Source organism: Catenulispora rubra (assembly GCF_015356825.1).
Lineage (GTDB): Bacteria > Actinomycetota > Actinomycetes > Streptomycetales > Catenulisporaceae > Catenulispora > Catenulispora rubra.
Genome location: NZ_JAACYW010000098.1, coordinates 19,362 through 35,461, shown reverse-complemented (window position 1 = coordinate 35,461; position 16,100 = coordinate 19,362). Strand labels below are relative to the sequence as shown.

16 protein-coding genes are annotated in these 16,100 nt (G+C 72.0%); all 16 read right to left on the bottom strand.

What is annotated here, in order from left to right:
- Positions 1–25: 25 nt before the first annotated feature.
- Complete coding sequence (locus tag GWK61_RS25445) at positions 26–1,306, bottom strand: aminotransferase-like domain-containing protein (protein ID WP_194911966.1); 1,281 nt, start codon at positions 1,304–1,306, stop codon at positions 26–28.
- Positions 1,307–1,308: 2 nt separating this feature from the next.
- Positions 1,309–3,393 (bottom strand): alpha-hydroxy acid oxidase, encoded by a 2,085-nt coding sequence (locus tag GWK61_RS25440; RefSeq protein ID WP_228562927.1) that lies wholly within the window; start codon positions 3,391–3,393, stop codon positions 1,309–1,311.
- A gap of 14 nt (positions 3,394–3,407) precedes the next feature.
- Positions 3,408–3,719 carry a phosphopantetheine-binding protein gene (locus tag GWK61_RS25435; RefSeq protein ID WP_194911955.1) on the bottom strand — a complete coding sequence of 104 codons (312 nt, stop codon included), beginning with the start codon at positions 3,717–3,719 and terminating at the stop codon, positions 3,408–3,410.
- A 38-nt stretch (positions 3,720–3,757) separates the two neighbouring features.
- Positions 3,758–4,693 (bottom strand): 3-oxoacyl-[acyl-carrier-protein] synthase III C-terminal domain-containing protein, encoded by a 936-nt coding sequence (locus tag GWK61_RS25430; protein ID WP_194911953.1) that lies wholly within the window; start codon positions 4,691–4,693, stop codon positions 3,758–3,760.
- A complete protein-coding gene (locus GWK61_RS25425) occupies positions 4,690–6,405 on the bottom strand; it encodes a class I adenylate-forming enzyme family protein (protein WP_194911951.1) in 1,716 nt (571 codons plus the stop codon). The genes GWK61_RS25430 and GWK61_RS25425 overlap by 4 nt, the downstream gene beginning before the upstream one ends.
- Positions 6,402–7,265, bottom strand: a complete 864-nt coding sequence (locus GWK61_RS25420; RefSeq protein ID WP_194911950.1) for an SDR family oxidoreductase — start codon at positions 7,263–7,265, stop codon at positions 6,402–6,404. The genes GWK61_RS25425 and GWK61_RS25420 overlap by 4 nt, the downstream gene beginning before the upstream one ends.
- A complete protein-coding gene (locus GWK61_RS25415) occupies positions 7,262–8,242 on the bottom strand; it encodes an alpha-ketoacid dehydrogenase subunit beta (RefSeq protein WP_194911949.1) in 981 nt (326 codons plus the stop codon). Before GWK61_RS25415 ends, GWK61_RS25420 begins: the two co-directional genes overlap by 4 nt.
- Positions 8,242–9,411, bottom strand: a complete 1,170-nt coding sequence (locus GWK61_RS25410) for a thiamine pyrophosphate-dependent dehydrogenase E1 component subunit alpha (protein ID WP_228562926.1) — start codon at positions 9,409–9,411, stop codon at positions 8,242–8,244. Before GWK61_RS25410 ends, GWK61_RS25415 begins: the two co-directional genes overlap by 1 nt.
- Complete coding sequence (locus tag GWK61_RS25405) at positions 9,404–10,228, bottom strand: DUF3050 domain-containing protein (protein ID WP_194911948.1); 825 nt, start codon at positions 10,226–10,228, stop codon at positions 9,404–9,406. Before GWK61_RS25405 ends, GWK61_RS25410 begins: the two co-directional genes overlap by 8 nt.
- Complete coding sequence (locus GWK61_RS25400) at positions 10,228–11,145, bottom strand: phytanoyl-CoA dioxygenase family protein (protein WP_194911947.1); 918 nt, start codon at positions 11,143–11,145, stop codon at positions 10,228–10,230. The genes GWK61_RS25405 and GWK61_RS25400 overlap by 1 nt, the downstream gene beginning before the upstream one ends.
- Complete coding sequence (hppD, locus tag GWK61_RS25395; protein ID WP_194911946.1) at positions 11,142–12,245, bottom strand: 4-hydroxyphenylpyruvate dioxygenase; 1,104 nt, start codon at positions 12,243–12,245, stop codon at positions 11,142–11,144. Before hppD ends, GWK61_RS25400 begins: the two co-directional genes overlap by 4 nt.
- A gap of 16 nt (positions 12,246–12,261) precedes the next feature.
- Positions 12,262–13,530 carry a beta-ketoacyl-[acyl-carrier-protein] synthase family protein gene (locus GWK61_RS25390; protein ID WP_194911945.1) on the bottom strand — a complete coding sequence of 423 codons (1,269 nt, stop codon included), beginning with the start codon at positions 13,528–13,530 and terminating at the stop codon, positions 12,262–12,264.
- Positions 13,527–14,222, bottom strand: coding sequence for a hypothetical protein (locus tag GWK61_RS25385; RefSeq protein ID WP_228562925.1), 696 nt, complete (start codon positions 14,220–14,222; stop codon positions 13,527–13,529). Before GWK61_RS25385 ends, GWK61_RS25390 begins: the two co-directional genes overlap by 4 nt.
- Positions 14,219–15,265, bottom strand: coding sequence for a beta-ketoacyl synthase N-terminal-like domain-containing protein (locus GWK61_RS25380; protein WP_194911944.1), 1,047 nt, complete (start codon positions 15,263–15,265; stop codon positions 14,219–14,221). The genes GWK61_RS25385 and GWK61_RS25380 overlap by 4 nt, the downstream gene beginning before the upstream one ends.
- 278 nt (positions 15,266–15,543) lie before the next feature.
- Complete coding sequence (locus GWK61_RS25375) at positions 15,544–15,744, bottom strand: hypothetical protein (RefSeq protein ID WP_194911960.1); 201 nt, start codon at positions 15,742–15,744, stop codon at positions 15,544–15,546.
- A gap of 54 nt (positions 15,745–15,798) precedes the next feature.
- Positions 15,799–16,068 carry an acyl carrier protein gene (locus GWK61_RS25370; RefSeq protein ID WP_194911942.1) on the bottom strand — a complete coding sequence of 90 codons (270 nt, stop codon included), beginning with the start codon at positions 16,066–16,068 and terminating at the stop codon, positions 15,799–15,801.
- Positions 16,069–16,100: the final 32 nt, after the last annotated feature.

Below are 16,100 nucleotides of genomic sequence, written 5' to 3'. Positions count from 1 at the left end.
GCCCTTACCTCAGTCCCCACCCCGATCACAGCACCCGGTCCCGCACAAGCTTCCCCAACCGCCGCACGCCCTCCTCGATCCGAGGCGGCTCCAGCGCGCTGCACGACAGCCGAATCGCCCTCTCGCCCCCGCCGCCGGCGTAGAAGAAGCCCATCGGGGTCCACAGCACGCCGTAGTCCCGCGCGGAGACCTCCACCAGCGCCTCGTCCGCTGTGAAGGGGACGTTCAGTACTGCGAAGAAGCCGCCGTTCGGCGTGTTCCACGTCATCCGCGAGTCGCCCTCGAACTCCAGCTCCAGGGCTGCCAGCAGGGCGCGCATGTTGCGGCGGTAGAACTCGGTTTTCGCGCGGTTCGCCGAGCGCAGGCTGTACTGCGACTCCACCAGCACGCCGCCGACCACCGCCTGGGCGATCGGCGAGGTGTTCACCGTCAGCATGCTCTTGACCGTCGACAGCTCCTCGGCCAGCAGTGAGCGGCGACCAGAACCGTCCACCACGACCTGATCAGCGACCAGGAACCCCACCCGCGCGCCGGGGAACACCGACTTCGCGAACGACCCCAGGTACATCACCGACTGCTCGCGGTCCAGCGCCTTCAGCGTCGGCCGGGGTTCGTCCTCGAGCCCGAACAGGCCGTAGGGATCGTCCTCCAGGATCAGCAGTTCGGCCTCGGCGGCCACCTCCAGCAGCCGCTGCCGCACCTCCACCGGCATCGACACGCCCGAGGGGTTGGCGAAGTTCGGCACCACGTACAGCCCCCGCGGCCGCCGGCCCGACTCCCGCACCTCGCGCGCCACGCGCAGCACCGCGTCGGGGTCCAGGCCGTCGGCCGCCTCGGGCACCGGCACGACCTCGATCCCGAGGATCCGCGCGGCCCCGGTGAACCCGACGTAGCAGGGCTCGACGGCGAGCACCACGTCCTCGGGCCCGGCGCACAGCCCGCGCAGCGCGATGATCATCGCCTCCTGACACCCGGCGGTGACCATCACCGCCTCCGCCGGCACGTCGATCCCCTCGTCGACGGCCAGCGTCCGGGCGATCAGGTCCCCGATCACGCCGTTGGTCCGGCCGTACTGCAGCAGCGTCCGATCGACCGCCGAGCCGGACAGCCCGGTGCTCGCCAGATGATCGCGGTAGACCCGCAGGTACCGCTCGATGTCGTCCGCCACGTAGAACCCGTCGTACGGCCGCCCGGCCGCCAGCGACACCGCGTCCGGGAACCGTGCCGCGACCTCGTTGAGGAAGTTCATCGAGGCCGCGGCCGGGTCCCGTACCGCCACGTGCAGCTCTTCACGCCGCCACTGCATGCTCACGGCTCCGTCCGCGCGTCGAATCCGCACCGCACCGCACTGCGGTCGATGACCTCCAGCGACGGCCGCCCGGTCAACGCCATCGTGTGCGCCAGCTCCCCGGTCGCCAGATCCAAGAGCCCTGCGACCCCGGCCGCGCCGCCGACCGCCAGTCCCCACAGCACCGGACGCCCCAGGAACACCACGGCCGCCCCCAAAGCCAATGCTGCGAAGGCGTCCCCGCCGCTGCGCACGCCGCCGTCGAACATCACCGGACACGCCCCGGCGACCGCCTCCACCACCTCCGGCAGCGCCACCAGGCTCGGCACCGCCCCGTCCAGCTGGCGTCCGCCGTGGTTGGAGACGATGATCGCGTCCGCGCCGTACGAGACCGCGAGCCGCGCGTCCTCGGCGGTGAGGATCCCCTTGAGCACGATCGGCAGCTCGCTGCGCTCCCGCAGCCACGCCAGATCGGCCCACGTCACCGACGGATCGATGGTCTGCGCGGTGTGCACGGCCAGCGCCGACGTCCCCACGCCCCGCGTGTGCGCCGAGGCCATCAGCGCCGCGTCGAGGTTCACCGCCGCGCAGTCGGGGCCGACGGCGAACCCGTTGCGCATGTCGCGCAGCCGCCGCCCCATCCGCGGGATGTCGACCGTCAGCACCAGGGCGCGATAGCCGGCCGCGGCGGCGCGGTCGATCAGCCCGACCAGCGCCTCCCGCTGGCGCAGCCAGTACAGCTGGAGCCACAGCGGCCCGGACGCCGAATGCGCGATGTCCTCGAACGTACGGCTGGCGAAGATGCTCACCACGTACAGCGCGTCGGCCGCCCCGGCCCCCTGGGCCGTCGCGACCTCGCCGTCGGGATGCACCAGCCGGTGATAGGCCGTGGGAGCGACGGCCAGCGGCGTGCCGACCGTCGAGCCGAGGATCGCGGTCCGGGTGTCGCAGACCTCTGTGTCGACCAGGGCTCGCGGCCGCAGATCGACGCGCGCGAAGGCGTTCCGGTTGGCCGCGACGGTCCGCTCGGAATCGGCGCCGCCGTCGATGAAGTCCCAGATCTCGGGCGTGACCCGGGACTTGGCGGCCTGGAGGTAGTCGGTGAAGCACAGCAACGGATCCGTGGTCTCGGGACCGGTACCACTGCGGCGGCCTCGGACGTCGATCGCCGCGGTACAAAGGAATCCGAGATCGGGATCGGAGTCGGCGAGCACGATACGGTGCTCCCCACGCTCGGCTTCCAACGCCGCGACCAGTTCCCACCACACGCCGGTGTAGGGACGCCCCGGCGAGGCCAGCACGACATCAGCGTGCCCGGCGAGCGCGTCGGCCTCAGCCTTGAGCACCGCGCCGAGGATCACGGTCCGCGCCTCGCCGAGTTCTTCGATCTCAGCACCCGGCGACCCCTCGCGCGCCCCGGCCCGCACCCGGACCGGTCCGAGCATCGCCACCGGCTCCGACGCGTTCGACGCGCCGGCCAGGCCCGACACAGATACCGACACCGGTACGCCGGCCTCGCCGACCAGCTCGTCGACACCGTCCCCGCCGCCGTCGCCGAACAGCAGCGCGACCCCGCTGTGCCCGGACGGCATCGCCGCCGGCACCCCGGGGTCGTAGGCGAGCCACGCCTGTTCGACCACCACGAGCAGCGCCCGCCGGTAGTCGCCGCTGCGCGCGTACTCGCGGATCAGCCGCAGCCCGGTGAACCCCGCCGCGGTGCCCTCGTCGCTGACCGCGAAGGCCATCGGCCGGCCGGGGCAGACGTGGCTCAGGTAGGTCGTGGTGGCCCGGCCCGGCGTGATGTCAGGGATCGCATACGCCATCACCAGCAGGTCCACGCCCTCCCCGGCGGGCACCGCCAGCTCGATCAGCGCCTCGGCCATCTCCCCGTACGACTGCCCGCGCGGGGCCAGCGCCCCGGGGTTCAGCGCCAGGCCGTGCGGTTGCAGCAGATCGGTCAGGTAGACGTCGAGCCGGGCCGTGTGCGCCTGGTCCTGGGCCAGGCTCGACGCTCCGGGGAACGCCAGCCGCACCGCGCGGCGGATCCCCCACCGGTCGACCGGCTCGGCGACGCTGTCGGGCCCGGGTGGAACGGTTGTGTGCATGGCCTCACCACACCTCAGTCTTCGGGGATCACGTTGCCGGCGACATAATCCGCCAGCGTTCCGACGGTTTCGAAGTGCTCGCGGCCCAGATCCTCCACGCTGATCTCGACCTCCAGGTTCTCCTCCAACAGCAGCACGATCTCCAGCGCCCCGGTGGAGCTCATCCCGAGGTCCTCCATCAGGGTCGTGTTCTCCCCGGCGCCCTCGACCTCCCGCTTGAGCACGTCGGGCAGCAGACCGCAGACGGTGTCCACGATCTTGGCGCGGAAGACCGGATCGGCTTCCGCGATGGCGCCGATGTGCAGATCCAGACTCTGCTCCGTCATGACGGTCCTTTCCCAAAGGGCTGATACGCCCGGCAGTCTCAGTGTTCGAAAACCATGGCCGAGAACGTCGCGCCCCGGCCGGCGCCGGCCGCCGCGACGACGTAGCGCTCCCCCGGGCGCAGCAGGCCGCGGCGGCTGGCGGTGCGGTAGTTCAGGAAGGCGTCGGCGCAGAACACGTGGCCGTCGGCGGCGACGTTGTCCAGCACGACCTTCGCCAGCGGGAAGCCGATCCGCTTGCAGACCCGCTGCCACGCCACCACGTTGACGTTGTGCGGCAGCACCAGCGCGATCTCCGCCATCGTCAGCCCGGCGCCCTCGACGGCGGCCAGGATCGCCTCGCCGAGCGAGTCGGAGTACACCCGCTGGAACTCCAGGGCCTGCTCCATCGAGTCGCCGTCGAACTCGCCGCGCAGGTCGGCGCTGTAGGACAGCAGGCGGTCGTGCTCCCCGGAGGCGCTGACCAGGCAGGCCGAGGCGCCCTCGCCGAAGAACGAGGTCTCCGGCACCATCTGCGCCTCGCCGGTGAACGCCTTCTCCCCGGCCAGGATCAGCGCCAGCGCGTCCGGGTACGCGGCGGCGTCGGCGGCCAGCAGCCGGCCCGCGACGTCGATCGCCAGTAGGCCGGAGGCGCAGGCGTGGTGCCCGACGGCGAAGGTCTCGGCGTGGTCCAGCCCGCGTTCCCGGCACAGCTCGCGCAGCGGGTTCAGCGGGTACGGCGAGACCGTCGGGAACGTGCGCGCGTGGATGACGTACCGGACCCGGTGCTCGTTGCCGACCAGGCCGTCCAGGTCGTCCAGCGCGCCGCGCAGCAGATCGGTCAGCGTGCCGCCGGCGTCCCGGCTGACCTCGCCGAGCTTGTGATAGCGCCGGAACACCTTGGTCTGCATGGCGGTCAGCCCGAACCGCTCGGCCAGGTCCTCGATCGGCACGCGCTCGGCCGGCAGGTAGGTGCCGATCGCGGTCAGCGCGGTCACAGTGCCCCGCTTTCCTGCGCGACCGGGGTTGCGACGGAGGTTGCGGCCCCGGCCGCGACCGGCGTTGCGGCGGTCGCTGCTGCGGCGGCGTACCGCTGCCGCATCAGGAACTTGCGAACCTTCCCAGTCGGCCCGACGACCAGCTGGTCCTCCCCGATCACCAGGACCCTGCGAAGCGTCGCCCCGGCCGCCGCGCTGAGCGAACCGCGCACCGCCGGCTCCCAGTCGGCGTCCGGATCGGCCCACGGATGCAGCGTGAGCAGCACGTCGGTCACCACGCCGTCGTCGGTGGGCACGGCCACGACCGTGCAGTCCAGGATGTCCGGGCAGTCCTTGAGGATCCGCTCCTCCGACATCGCCGTGTACAGCCACCGCCCCGCCCCGAGGTCGACCGCGTCGACCATGCGGTCCACGTGGTAGAAGTAGCCCTCCTCGTCCCGGTAGAGCAGGTCGCCGGTGAGGTAGTAGCCGTTGCGCCGGTTTCGGTAGGTGTTCAGCGAGTCGTTCCAGTAGCCCGGCGACAGCGACGCCGACTTCATCCCGCACAGCCCCACCTCGCCGACCGGGACCTCGTCCCCGGTCTGCGGATCGAGCAGCTTGATCTCCACGAAGTCGTGCGTCTGGCCGACGCAGCGGCCGTAGCGCTCGGTGTCCGGGGTGTGGGTGATGTGGAACGCCGAGTGGCCCATCTCGCTGGAGCCCAGGCCGTCGACGAACATCGATCCGGGCACCCGCTGCACGCCCTCCCGCGTGACCGTCTCGTGCGAGCCGACGGCGACCAGGTGGCGGATGTGCGGCTCGTGCGCGCAGTCGCCGGTGTTGTACCAGAGCGACACCGAGTCCACGGCGCGCGAGGCCAGGTCGATACGCGCCAGCTCGGCCCAGGTCACCGCGAAGCCGAACACACCGGTCGGCCGCCAGCGCTCGATCGCGTCCACCACCGCCGCGCCGTCGTCCGGCCGCGACAGGTACAGCAGATCACTGCGATTGCACAGCGCGTGGTTGATCGCCATGATCCCGGCGGCGTGCGGCGCCGGCAGGACACTGAGAATACGGTCGGTGCCGCGGGCCTTGGGCTTGCGCAGCCGCTGCAACCGCGTGCCGACGAACAGGTTCCCGTGGGTCTGCGTCACCGCGGCCGGCATCCGGGTCGTGCCCGAGGAGTGGGTGATCGCGATCGGGTCGTCGTCGGCGTGCCGGTACGGCGCCGGCGCGGCGGCCGGGTCGCCGGCCGGGGTCTGCGTCACGTCGTAGACCGCGTCGATCCGGAACCCCAGTTCCAGACCGCGGTCCGACCGGGCGAGCAGCCGCCGATGGTCCGCGTCTGTGAGCAGCCCGACGGCCCGCAGACGACGGATGTACTCGGCGGCCACGTCGCCCGGCAGGTTGGGGTTCATCAGCGCCGGGATGGCGCCGAGCCAGTTCAGGGCCATGAAGTGCAGGAAGCAGTCGGCGGCGGTGGTGACGTAGACGGCCACCGGGTCGCGCGGGCCGACGCCCTGCGCGCTGAGCCAGGCGGCGCGCGCGGCGACCGCGTCGCGCAGCTCGCCCAGGGTCAGGGCGTGCCCGGCGGGGTGGTCGTCGACCGCGGTGTCGAACGTCATGCCGGGGCCGTCCAGCGGTGCGCCGTGCTCGATGAGCTTGTGCAGCACGTTGCCGGCGCCGAGGCCGGGGTCGGCGGCGAGCGCGGCCCGGATGCCGGTGGCGGTCATGGCGTGTCCTCCTTCTTGGCGGCCCGGCTCAGGAACGGCCGGAACCGGGCTTGCGAGCCGTCGGGCATGAGGGTCGTGGGCAGCGGCGGGAACGCGAAGAGCTGCGGCGGGCGGCCGGCGACCGCGGTCCAGGCCTGGCCGGTGCCGGGCTCGGCCAGGACGGTAAGCGCGGCGTCGGCGACGTCGTCCGGGCTCAGCAGCGGGAAGCCCTGCTTGCGGATCAGGCGGCGGGTGATGCCCAGGATCGCGGTGTCCGTGAAGCCGGGACACAGGGCATTGATACGCACGTCGCGCTGCTCCAGGGAGGCGGCGATGGCGCGGACGTAGCCGATCGCGGCGCTCTTCGTCAGCGCGTACAAGGGGTTGGCCTGGTCGGGGCCGAGGCCGGCGAGCGAGGCCGTGACGAGGATCCGGCCGGCGTGCCGCGCGAGTTCGGGAACGGTCGCATCGATCCCGAACGCGAGGCCGTCGACGTTCACGCCGAGCACGCGGCGGTAGCGCTCGACGTCCAGCGGGAGGTCCGGCGGCTGGTCGGAGCTGACGCCGGCGTTGAGGACCGCGATGTCCAGGCGGCCGAAGTGCTCGACGGCGTACGCGACCATCGCACGGTTCTGATCCAGGTCGGAGACGTCGGCCGGGAACGCGATGCCGCCGCAGGATTCCGCGGACTTGGCCGTGGCTTCGGGATCGATGTCGACGACGACCACGCGGTGGCCGGAGGCGGCGAGTTTGGCGCACAGCGCGGCACCGATTCCGTTGCCGGCTCCGGTGACCAGCGCGACCGGGGCTTCCGGCGTGTCCGGCGCATCGGGCACTTCTGGTACTTCCGGTGTTTCCTGGACCGATTCTGCTTCACTCATCGCGCGCTCCCTGTCTTCGCCACGGCCTGGATCGCGTGGCGCAACTGCTCCCGCGTCGGCTGCAACGCACGGTCCAGTCCCTCGGCGAACGGCAGCACCGCGCCGTCCGGCCGGGTGACCCGCTTCGGCGGGGCGACCAGCCGCATCTGTTCGGCGGCGGTGGCCAGGATCTCGCCGCCGATCCCGCAGGACCGGTTGCTGTCGTCGATGACCACCAGGCGTCCGGTGCGCTCCAGCGATTCGGCCAGCCCCTGCCAGTCGAAGGGGTGCAGGCTGCGCGGGTCGAAGACCTCGACGTCGATGGTGTCGGCCAGCTCCTCGGCGACTTCCAGCGCGGCGTGGACCAGGTGCCCGACCGCCACGACCGTCACGTCCGTGCCCGGGCGGTGGATCCGCCCGACGCCCAACGGAACCGGCGCGAGCTGCGCGAGGTCCACGTCCTGCCGCCGTCCCATCGCGCCGGCCGGGGCGAACACCACCACCGGGTCGTCGTCCCGGATCGCGGTGACCAGCAGGCCGTAGGCGTCGGCCGGGGTGGCCGGGACCACGGTCTTCACCCCGACGTGCGCGAACAGGCTGTAGGGATGATCAGAGTGCTGACCCGCCCAGCCGTCACGGGATCCGGAGCTGGGGATCAGGTACGTCACCGGCACGCGGGTCTGCCCGCCGGTCATCAGCGAGAACTTGTGGGCCTGGTTGACGATCTGCTCGAACGCGATGAACAGCAGCGCCGGGATCTGGTACTCGATCACCGGACGCCGGCCCGCCATCGCCGCGCCGGTCGCGATGCCGGTGAAGGCCTGCTCGGAGATCGGCATGTCCAGCACGCGGCCGTCGCCGAACCGCTTGACCAGGCCGGCGGTGACGTTCGTGACCGCGACCCGGACGTCCTCGCCGAACACGCACACCGCCTCGTCACGCTCCATCTCGTCGGTGATGGCGCGATTCAGGGCCTTGAGATAGGACAGGATCGTCATCAGATCGCTCCGGCCCGGGCGGTGGTGCCGTCGGCGTAGAGGTGGTCCAGCGCGGTGGCCGGATCAGGGTGCGGACTCTCCAGGGCGAAGCGCACCGCTTCTTCGAGCAGCACTTCAATCTCCGTGTCGATCCGCGCGCGCAGGCCGGGGTCGATGCGCGCGCCCTGGACGTCCAGCGGATCGACGACGCGTCCGAGCTGGACCTCCTCGGCGGTGCGGTAGCGGGGGCGCGCGGCGTGCTCCCAGGTGTGGTGGGCGTCGTAGCGATAGGTCACGCACTCCAGCAGCGTCGGGCCCTCTTCGCGACGGGCCCGCGCGACGGCCCGGGCGGTCGCGGCGAACACCTCCTCGGGGTCCATGCCGTCCACGCGCTCGGCGGGGATGCCGAAGGCCTCGGCGCGGCCGGTGATCGAGCCGGCGACGACGTCGGCGGTGCGGGTGGTGGTCGCGAAACCGTTGTTCTCGCAGACGAAGACCACCGGCGCGCGCCACAGCGCGGCCATGTTGAACGTCTCCAGCACGACGCCCTGGCTGACCGCGCCGTCGCCGAAGTAGGTCAGGACCACGCGATCGGAGCCCGCGCAGCGGGCCGCCCACGCGGCGCCGGTGGCGATCGGCGCGGCGGCGCCGACGATGGCGTTCGCGCCGAGGATGCCGATGCCGAAGTCGGCGGCGTGCATGGAGCCGCCGCGGCCGGAGTTCAGCCCGGTGGAGCGGCCGGCGATCTCGGCCATCATCCGCGCCGGATCCGCACCCTTGGCCAGTACATGGCCGTGGCCGCGGTGGGTGCTGGTGATGAGGTCGTCCTCGCGCAGCGCCGCGCAGGTGCCGGCGGCGATGGCCTCCTGCCCGGTGTAGGGGTGGATGCCGCCGAAGATGTGGCCGGCGTGGACCAGCTCGACGGCCCGCTCCTCGAAGCGGCGGATGAGGCGGACGGTGCGGTAGAGCGCGGCGGAGTCGGGCTTGGCCGGAGCGGCTGGAGTCGCCGCAGCACGCGCCGAGCCTGCCGACACCGAGCCAGGCGCCGCCGTGTCAGGCCTCGGCGAACCAACCCCGGCCGGGCCCGGCGCGGCCGAGGCGGCCGCCGCCGAGCCCTGCGAAACCGAATCAGCCGCGTGCGGCGCGGCCGGGTCGACCGGAGTCGAACCGGCCGCTGCCAGGTCAGCCATCGCTGCTTCCGACCAGCGTCGTCTCGCGCTCGCCGATGGCCAGCAGGATCCCGTCCCACAGCTTGGCGCGCGCGGCCAGCGCCCGCTTGACCGTGGCGGCGCACTCCTCCCACTTGGTGTCGTCGTCGCCGCACAGGTCGGCCAGCATCTGCATGGCCATCGGCGTGTGCTCCTCGCCGTCGACCTCGATGTGCCGCGCCAGGTAGTCGACGAAGGTGTCCAGCCCGCCGACGGTCTCGTTGACCGTGACCACCTGCTGGAACATGTCCGGGATCAGGTCCTCGCGGCCGAAGGCGAAGGCCGCGGCCTGGCAGTGGATGGGCGCCGCGACGACGATGTCCCAGGTGAGCGCCACGAACGCGGCCGCGGGGGCCGGGACCTCGGCCTCGGCGAGCGCCGCCTCGACGGTCGCGCCGGCCCGCAGCAGGGCGATGAACGCCTCGATGGTCGAGGTGTCGGCGCCGGCCTCGGCCATCCCGGCGACGTAGAGCTCGAAGTGGCTGATGAAGCCGCCGCGCAGCTCGTCGCTCTCCTCGACCAGCACGATGTCGTTGATCAGCCGGCGGCTGCCGGTCGGGCCGGTCGGCACCCACGGGACCGCGACGCAGGTCAGGTTGCGCTGGAGCGACTTGAGCAGGGACATGAAGTCCCAGACCGCGAAGACGTGGTGCTCCAGGAAGGTGCGGATCGATTCGGTGTCGCGCAGCCGCGCGTAGAGCGCGTGCCCGACGACCTCGTTGCGGGCGGGCGTGATCTCGGTTTCGAGACGGTCGATACCAGGGTGCCGCTGGCCCCAGTCGTAACGTGTGGCAGCCATCAGTTCCTCCAGAGCACGGGGCAGTAGTCGGGGTCTGCGTAGTCGGGGCGGCCGTCGGCGAGCCGGCGGACCAGGACGTCGTGGTTGTAGGCGGCGAAGGTGCCGTCGCCGAGCGCGAACCGCTGGTTCTCGTTCGCGCCGTCCTGCAGGTGGAACGAGATCGCGCGGCGGGGCCGCGCGCTCAGGTTCGGGCCGCTGCCGTGATAGGTCCGGCAGTGGTGGAAACTCATGTGTCCCTTGGGGATGTCCATCGGGATCTTGCGGATCTCGGCGCCGTTGTGCGCGGCGTTCTCGGCCAGGACCCGCTCCAGGTCGGCCTTGTCGCGCTCGGCGAAGTGCCGGACCATCGAGTCCTCGCGGCCGATCTCGGTCCAGCGGTGGCTGCCGTCGACCATGGTGATCGTGCCCATCTCCGGGCCGCAGTCGTGGAACGGGATGAACGCCGTGAGCATGCTCTCGGAGGTGCACGAGGCCCAGTAGTGGCGGTCGAAGTGCCAGGGCACGACGTTGCTCGGCTCGCCGGCGATCGGCGGCTTGTAGATCAGCGTGGACTGGAAGACGCGGATCTCGTCGGCCCGCGCCAGGCGGGCGGCGACCGCGCCGATCAGCGGCTTGCACAGGATCTTGGCGATCGCGTCGCTCTCGTAGTGCACGTAGTCGTTGTGCCGCTGCACCGGTCCGTCGGACGGCTTCCACGAGGCCAGCTTCGGCGGGCGGACCGGCAGCTCGCGGCTGCGCTCGCCGTCGTAGAAGCGGTCGGTGGCCTCGACGAGCGCGTCGACCTCGTCGTCGCTGAAGAGCTTGCCGGTGAGGAACCAGCCGCGCTCCTGGTACTCCTGGACCTGCGCGTCGGTCGGCAGGAGCGCCGCCTCGTCGTCGGTCAGGACGAACTGCTTCTGCACGCTCTCGGCTGTCATAGTTGTCCCGCCGCTCCTATTGCTCCCGTTTCTACGGCGTCGCGCACTCCGGCGAGCTCCCGTTCCTTGGCCGCATACAGCGCGGGGATGTTGCTGGTGCCGAAGGTCTTGGCGCCGTGCCGCTCGATGAGCTCCCAGAAGAAGGTCCGCCGGATGTGCATCGACTTGGCGAAGATCTGGTACATCTGGCCCCAGTGGTCGCGGTCGACCAGGATGCCCAGCGGACGCAGCCGGTCCACCGGCAGGTCGATCTCGCCGAGGCGCTCGAACAGCGCGTCGTAGTAGGTGCCGGGGGTCTCGGCGAAGCCCGCGCCGTTGGCGGCGAAGCTCTGGACCGTGGCCACGATGTCGTCGGTGCTCAGCGCCAGGTGCTGCACGCCGGCGCCGCCGTGCCAGGCCAGGAAGTCGTCGATCTGGCCGCTCTGCCGGCTCATGTCGGGCTGGATGATGGTGAACGTCGCGCCGCCGGACGGGCTCTGGACCACCTGGGAGTACATCCCCTGGGCGCCGACCTCGATGTACTCCTCGAAGATCAGCTTGAAGCCGAAGACCCGCTGGTAGAACTCGACGGTCGGCTCCAGCTCCCCGGCCGGGACCAGCACGGCGGCGTGGTCGATGGCGCGGACCAGCTCGGGCTCGGTGCGCGGCGGGGCCGGCTGGGCCTCGATCGCGCCGGGCCAGAACGCGGCGCCGTGCCGTTCGACGAAGCGGTGCACGACGTCGCCGAAGCCGCCGACGCTCGCGGTGGTCACGGACTCGCCGTCGGCCTTGTAGGTGCGGGGCGCCTCCACGGACGTCGCGCCGGCGGCCACCGCCTCCTCGTAGGCGCCGGTCGCATCGCCCGTGCCGAAGGCGATGACGCCGACGCCGTCGCCGTGCCGGGAGACGTAGCCGTCGGCCGGGTGCGCGCCGGCCAGGGCGGAGGTCAGCAGGACCCTGCTGTCGCCGTGCGCCAGCAGCAGGCTGCGCTGGCGGGGCAGCTCGGTCTCCGGCCCGCCGTGCCCGGCGACGTGGAACCCGAACGCCGTGCACAGGAAGAACGCGGCTTGTCGCGCGTCTCCCACGTAGAACTCGACATGATCGATGCCGAGGATGTCCATTGCCTGTCGCCTTCCGCTATGCCGTACGGGACCGCTGCGTGCTGGGACGGCCGTACACGACGCTGACGTTGTGGCCTCCGAACCCGAACGAGTTGGACATGACGTGCTCGACCGGCACCGCGCGCGGAATCTTGCGGAGGTGGTCGAGATCGCAGCCGGGATCGGGGTCGTCGAGGTTGTGGGTGGGGGGCAGCAGCCCCGTGAGCAGGGCCCGGATCGACACCGCGGACTCGACCACCCCGGAGGCGCCGAGCATGTGGCCGGTCACGGCCTTGGTGGAGCTGACCGGCGGGGCGTCGGCACCGAACGTGGTGCTGATCGCCAGCGCCTCGGCGAGGTCGCCGAGCTTGGTGCTGGTGCCGTGCGCGTTCAGGTAGCCGATGTCCCGTGGTTCCAGGCGTGCGTCGCGCAGAGCCTGCTTCATGCACACGCTCGCGCCTTCGCCGTCGGGCCGCGGGGTGGTCGGGTGGTGGGCGTCGTTGGTGACGCCCCAGCCGAGGACGTCGGCGTAGGCCGCGGCGCCGCGGGCGTCGGCGAAGTCCTTGCGCTCCAGGACGAAGACGCCGGCGCCCTCGCCGAGCACCAGGCCGTTGCGGCGGCGGTCGAAGGGGCGGCTGGCGCCCTCGGGGTCCTCGGCCCAGCCGCGCGCCAGGGCGCGGGCGTTGCCGAAGGTGTCGGCCAGCGTCGGGAAGAGCGGGGCCTCGCTGCATCCGGCGAGGACGACGTCCGCCTCGTCGGCGCGCAGCAGGCGCAGCGCCTCGCCGATCGCCTGGCCGCCGGCCGCGCAGGCGGTGCCGCTGGAGGAGACGTAGCCGTGGATGCCGTACTTGATGGCGATGCGCGCCGCGCCCATGTTGGGGAGCATGCCGGGCAGCAGGTAGGGGCTGACGCCGACGCGGCCCTTCTGCGTGCGCAGGACGACCTGGGCTTCGAGCGTGGCCAGACCGCCGGTGCCGGAGAGGATGACGGCGACGCGGTAGGGGTCGGCGTCGCGGCCGACTTCGAAGTCGGCGTCGGCCAGGGCGTCGGCGGCGGCTTTGAGCGCCATGACGATGTAGCGGTCGACGACGCGCGCCTCGGTCGCGGGCAGGACGCTGGCCGGGTCGATCGGCGGCGCGAAGGCTCCGACTTCCAGGGCGGTGCCGACCTGGTGGCCCTCGGGCGGGCGGCGCAGGCCCGAGCGGCCCTCGCACATGGCGGCGTGGACTTCGGCGGCGGTGGTGCCGACCGGGGTGACCATGCCCATGCCGGTGACGACCACTTCGGGGCGGGTCGGGCTGGTCATGGGCGCTCTCCTGGGGCTGCTGGGGCTGGTGAGGCTGGTCGGAGGAGGACTGCGTGGGCTTGGTCGTGGTCGCCTTGTTCGTGGTCGCCTTGTTCGATGCGCACGAGGAGGACTTCGTCGGCGTCGCCGTCCTCGATGAGGAGCGCGGCGGTTTCCAGGGCCGAGGCCGGGTCGGCGAGGCAGACGACGGGGCCGGTGAGGTGCCAGCGCGTGGCGATGTGGCCGGCGACGGCGTTCGGGACCGACTGGAAGAACAGGAGGGGGCCGAGCAGGCCGGCGTCGGCGACGGTGCGCGCGACGTGTGCGGCGCTTTCGCGGTCGCCTCGGGCGGTGGTGATGAGGACGGCGGTGACGGCTTCGGTGGTGCTTTCGGTGGTGCCGTTGGTAGTGCCTTCGGTAATGCTTTCGGTCGCGGGGCGGCGCTTGAGGCAGCGGGCGGCGGTCTCGGCGGCGATCGGGCTGAAGCTGGAGACGATGAAGCCGGGGAGCGAGGGCGGAGTGTGATCGTGCACTGATTCCGGCCAGTGCGCCTCGGCGTGGATGACGAGCCCGGCGGCGGCTGCCTGGCGCGGCGTGGTCGCGGTGATGGCGCGGCCATACGCGGCAGTCAGATCGGTCGGCAGGTTCTGCGCGGGCCCGGCGGGGCCCTTCTGCTCGGGGACGAACGCGAAGGCTTCTGTGGTGTGGCTCATGGCGCACCCACCAGCAGGGCCGTGTTGGCGCCGCCGAACGCGACGTTGAGCGTGAGCGCGTATTCGAGGTCTGCGACGGCCGGTTCCAGCACGAGGGCCAGCGGGCAATCGTCGTCGGGGCCGAGGTAGCCGGCGTTGAGCGGAAGCCGCCCGGCGCCGAGCGCGGCGATGGTGAGGATGAGCTCCAGCAGCGCGCCGGCCTCCAGCGCCTGGCCGTGGATGGACTTGGTCGAGCTCACGGGGATTTTGCCGGCCGCGTGGCCGAGGGACGCGCGCAGGGCGGCGGACTCGGCGACGTCGCTCTGCTTGGTGCCGGACCCGTGCGCGTTGACGTAGCCGAGGTCAGCAGGTGCGACGCCGCCGCGATGGAGCGCGTCGGTGATGGCGCGGGCCAGACCGAGGCCGTCGGGGCGGGGCTTGATGACGTGGTAGGCGTCGCCGCTGCGCCCCCACCCGGCGATGCGCGCCAGCGGCGCGGCGTCACCGGCGGCCTCCAGCACGAGTGCGCCGACGGCGTCGCCGAGCAACAGGCCACCGCGACCCGCACTGAACGGACGCACGCGACCGTCGAGCGCGAGGGCACGGCCGGCGTCGAAGAGCGCGTACTGATCGGCATCGACGAGGTAGCCGGCCGCAACGACAACCCGCTCGGCGCGACCATGCGCGATCTGCGCGGCAGCATCAGCGACGGCGGTACTGGCCGCGACGCACGCGGAGGTATAGGCACGAGCGCCGGCGAAGCCACACGCGGCGGCGATACCGGCCGCGAACGCATCGGCGCCACCATCAGGCTGACCGTGGATGGCAAGGTAGAGCTGACAGTCGGCACGGGCCGCGCCACCAAGCCCGGCACCATCGCAGGCCTCATCGACAGCCCGAATCAGCTCCCGCACAAGCTCCGGCGAGCCAGGCGCCACCGCCGCAACCTTCGCCCGCCGAGCGCCCACATCGAACCGCTCAACAGGCACGAACCCAGACGTCCCCTCAAGCGCGGCACGCAGCAGGGGCTCGACGCCCGCGCCGAACGCACTGAAGACGGACATGCCGCTGACCACGACCTCGGTCGGCCCACGACGCGCTCGGGGTGCGGCGGCAGGCAGCTCGCCGAGAGCAGGCAGCTCACCGATATGAGTCTTCGAAGCCACAGCACCAGCCCGCGCAGCCTTCAGCCTGCCAGCAGCTGCCGACTCGCGCCGCGCCGCCGCAAGCTCGCCAATCGCGTGCATCGCACGGACAGCCGCTCGCGCGCCGCGCTCAGCGCCAGCCCGCGCTGCGTTAGCGGCAGCAAGCTCGCCGCCCGCGCGCACCGCGGCCGCCCCACTCACCCCGCGCCCCCGAAGCCCAGCTCCCCGAGCACCTCCACCACCGCGCCGACCGTCGTCATGCGCGCGAGCGCGTCGTCGTCGGCGTCGAAGGGGCGGCCGTAGCGCTGCTCGACCTGGTGGATCAGCCAGGCCAGTTCCAGCGAGTCGACTGTCTCGGGGACTTCCTCGGGGGTGCGCTCGCCGTAGGTCGCCAGCATGGCCACGACTTCGTCGCGGTGCTCTTCCACGGTGCGCTCAGCGTCCGTCACGGGTCAGGCCGAGGTGGCGGGGGTCGCCAGGCGGGTCTCGACGGCGGCGCAGAACTCGTCGATGGTCAGCGACGCGAGTTCGTCGAGTTCGTCGTCGCTGAAGCGGATGCCGAAGCGCTCCTCGACGCGGACGCCGAGTTCGGCCAGGGCCAGGGACTCCAGGTCCACGCCGGCCGGGCCGAGCTGGGTCTCGCCGTCGAAGTCGGCGGTGTCGTAGTTCATCTCGCCGAGGGCTTCGAAGGCGAACTTCTTGATCTCGTCGTGCGACGTCATGGGCTTCTCGGTTCCTTCCGGTAGAGGATGCT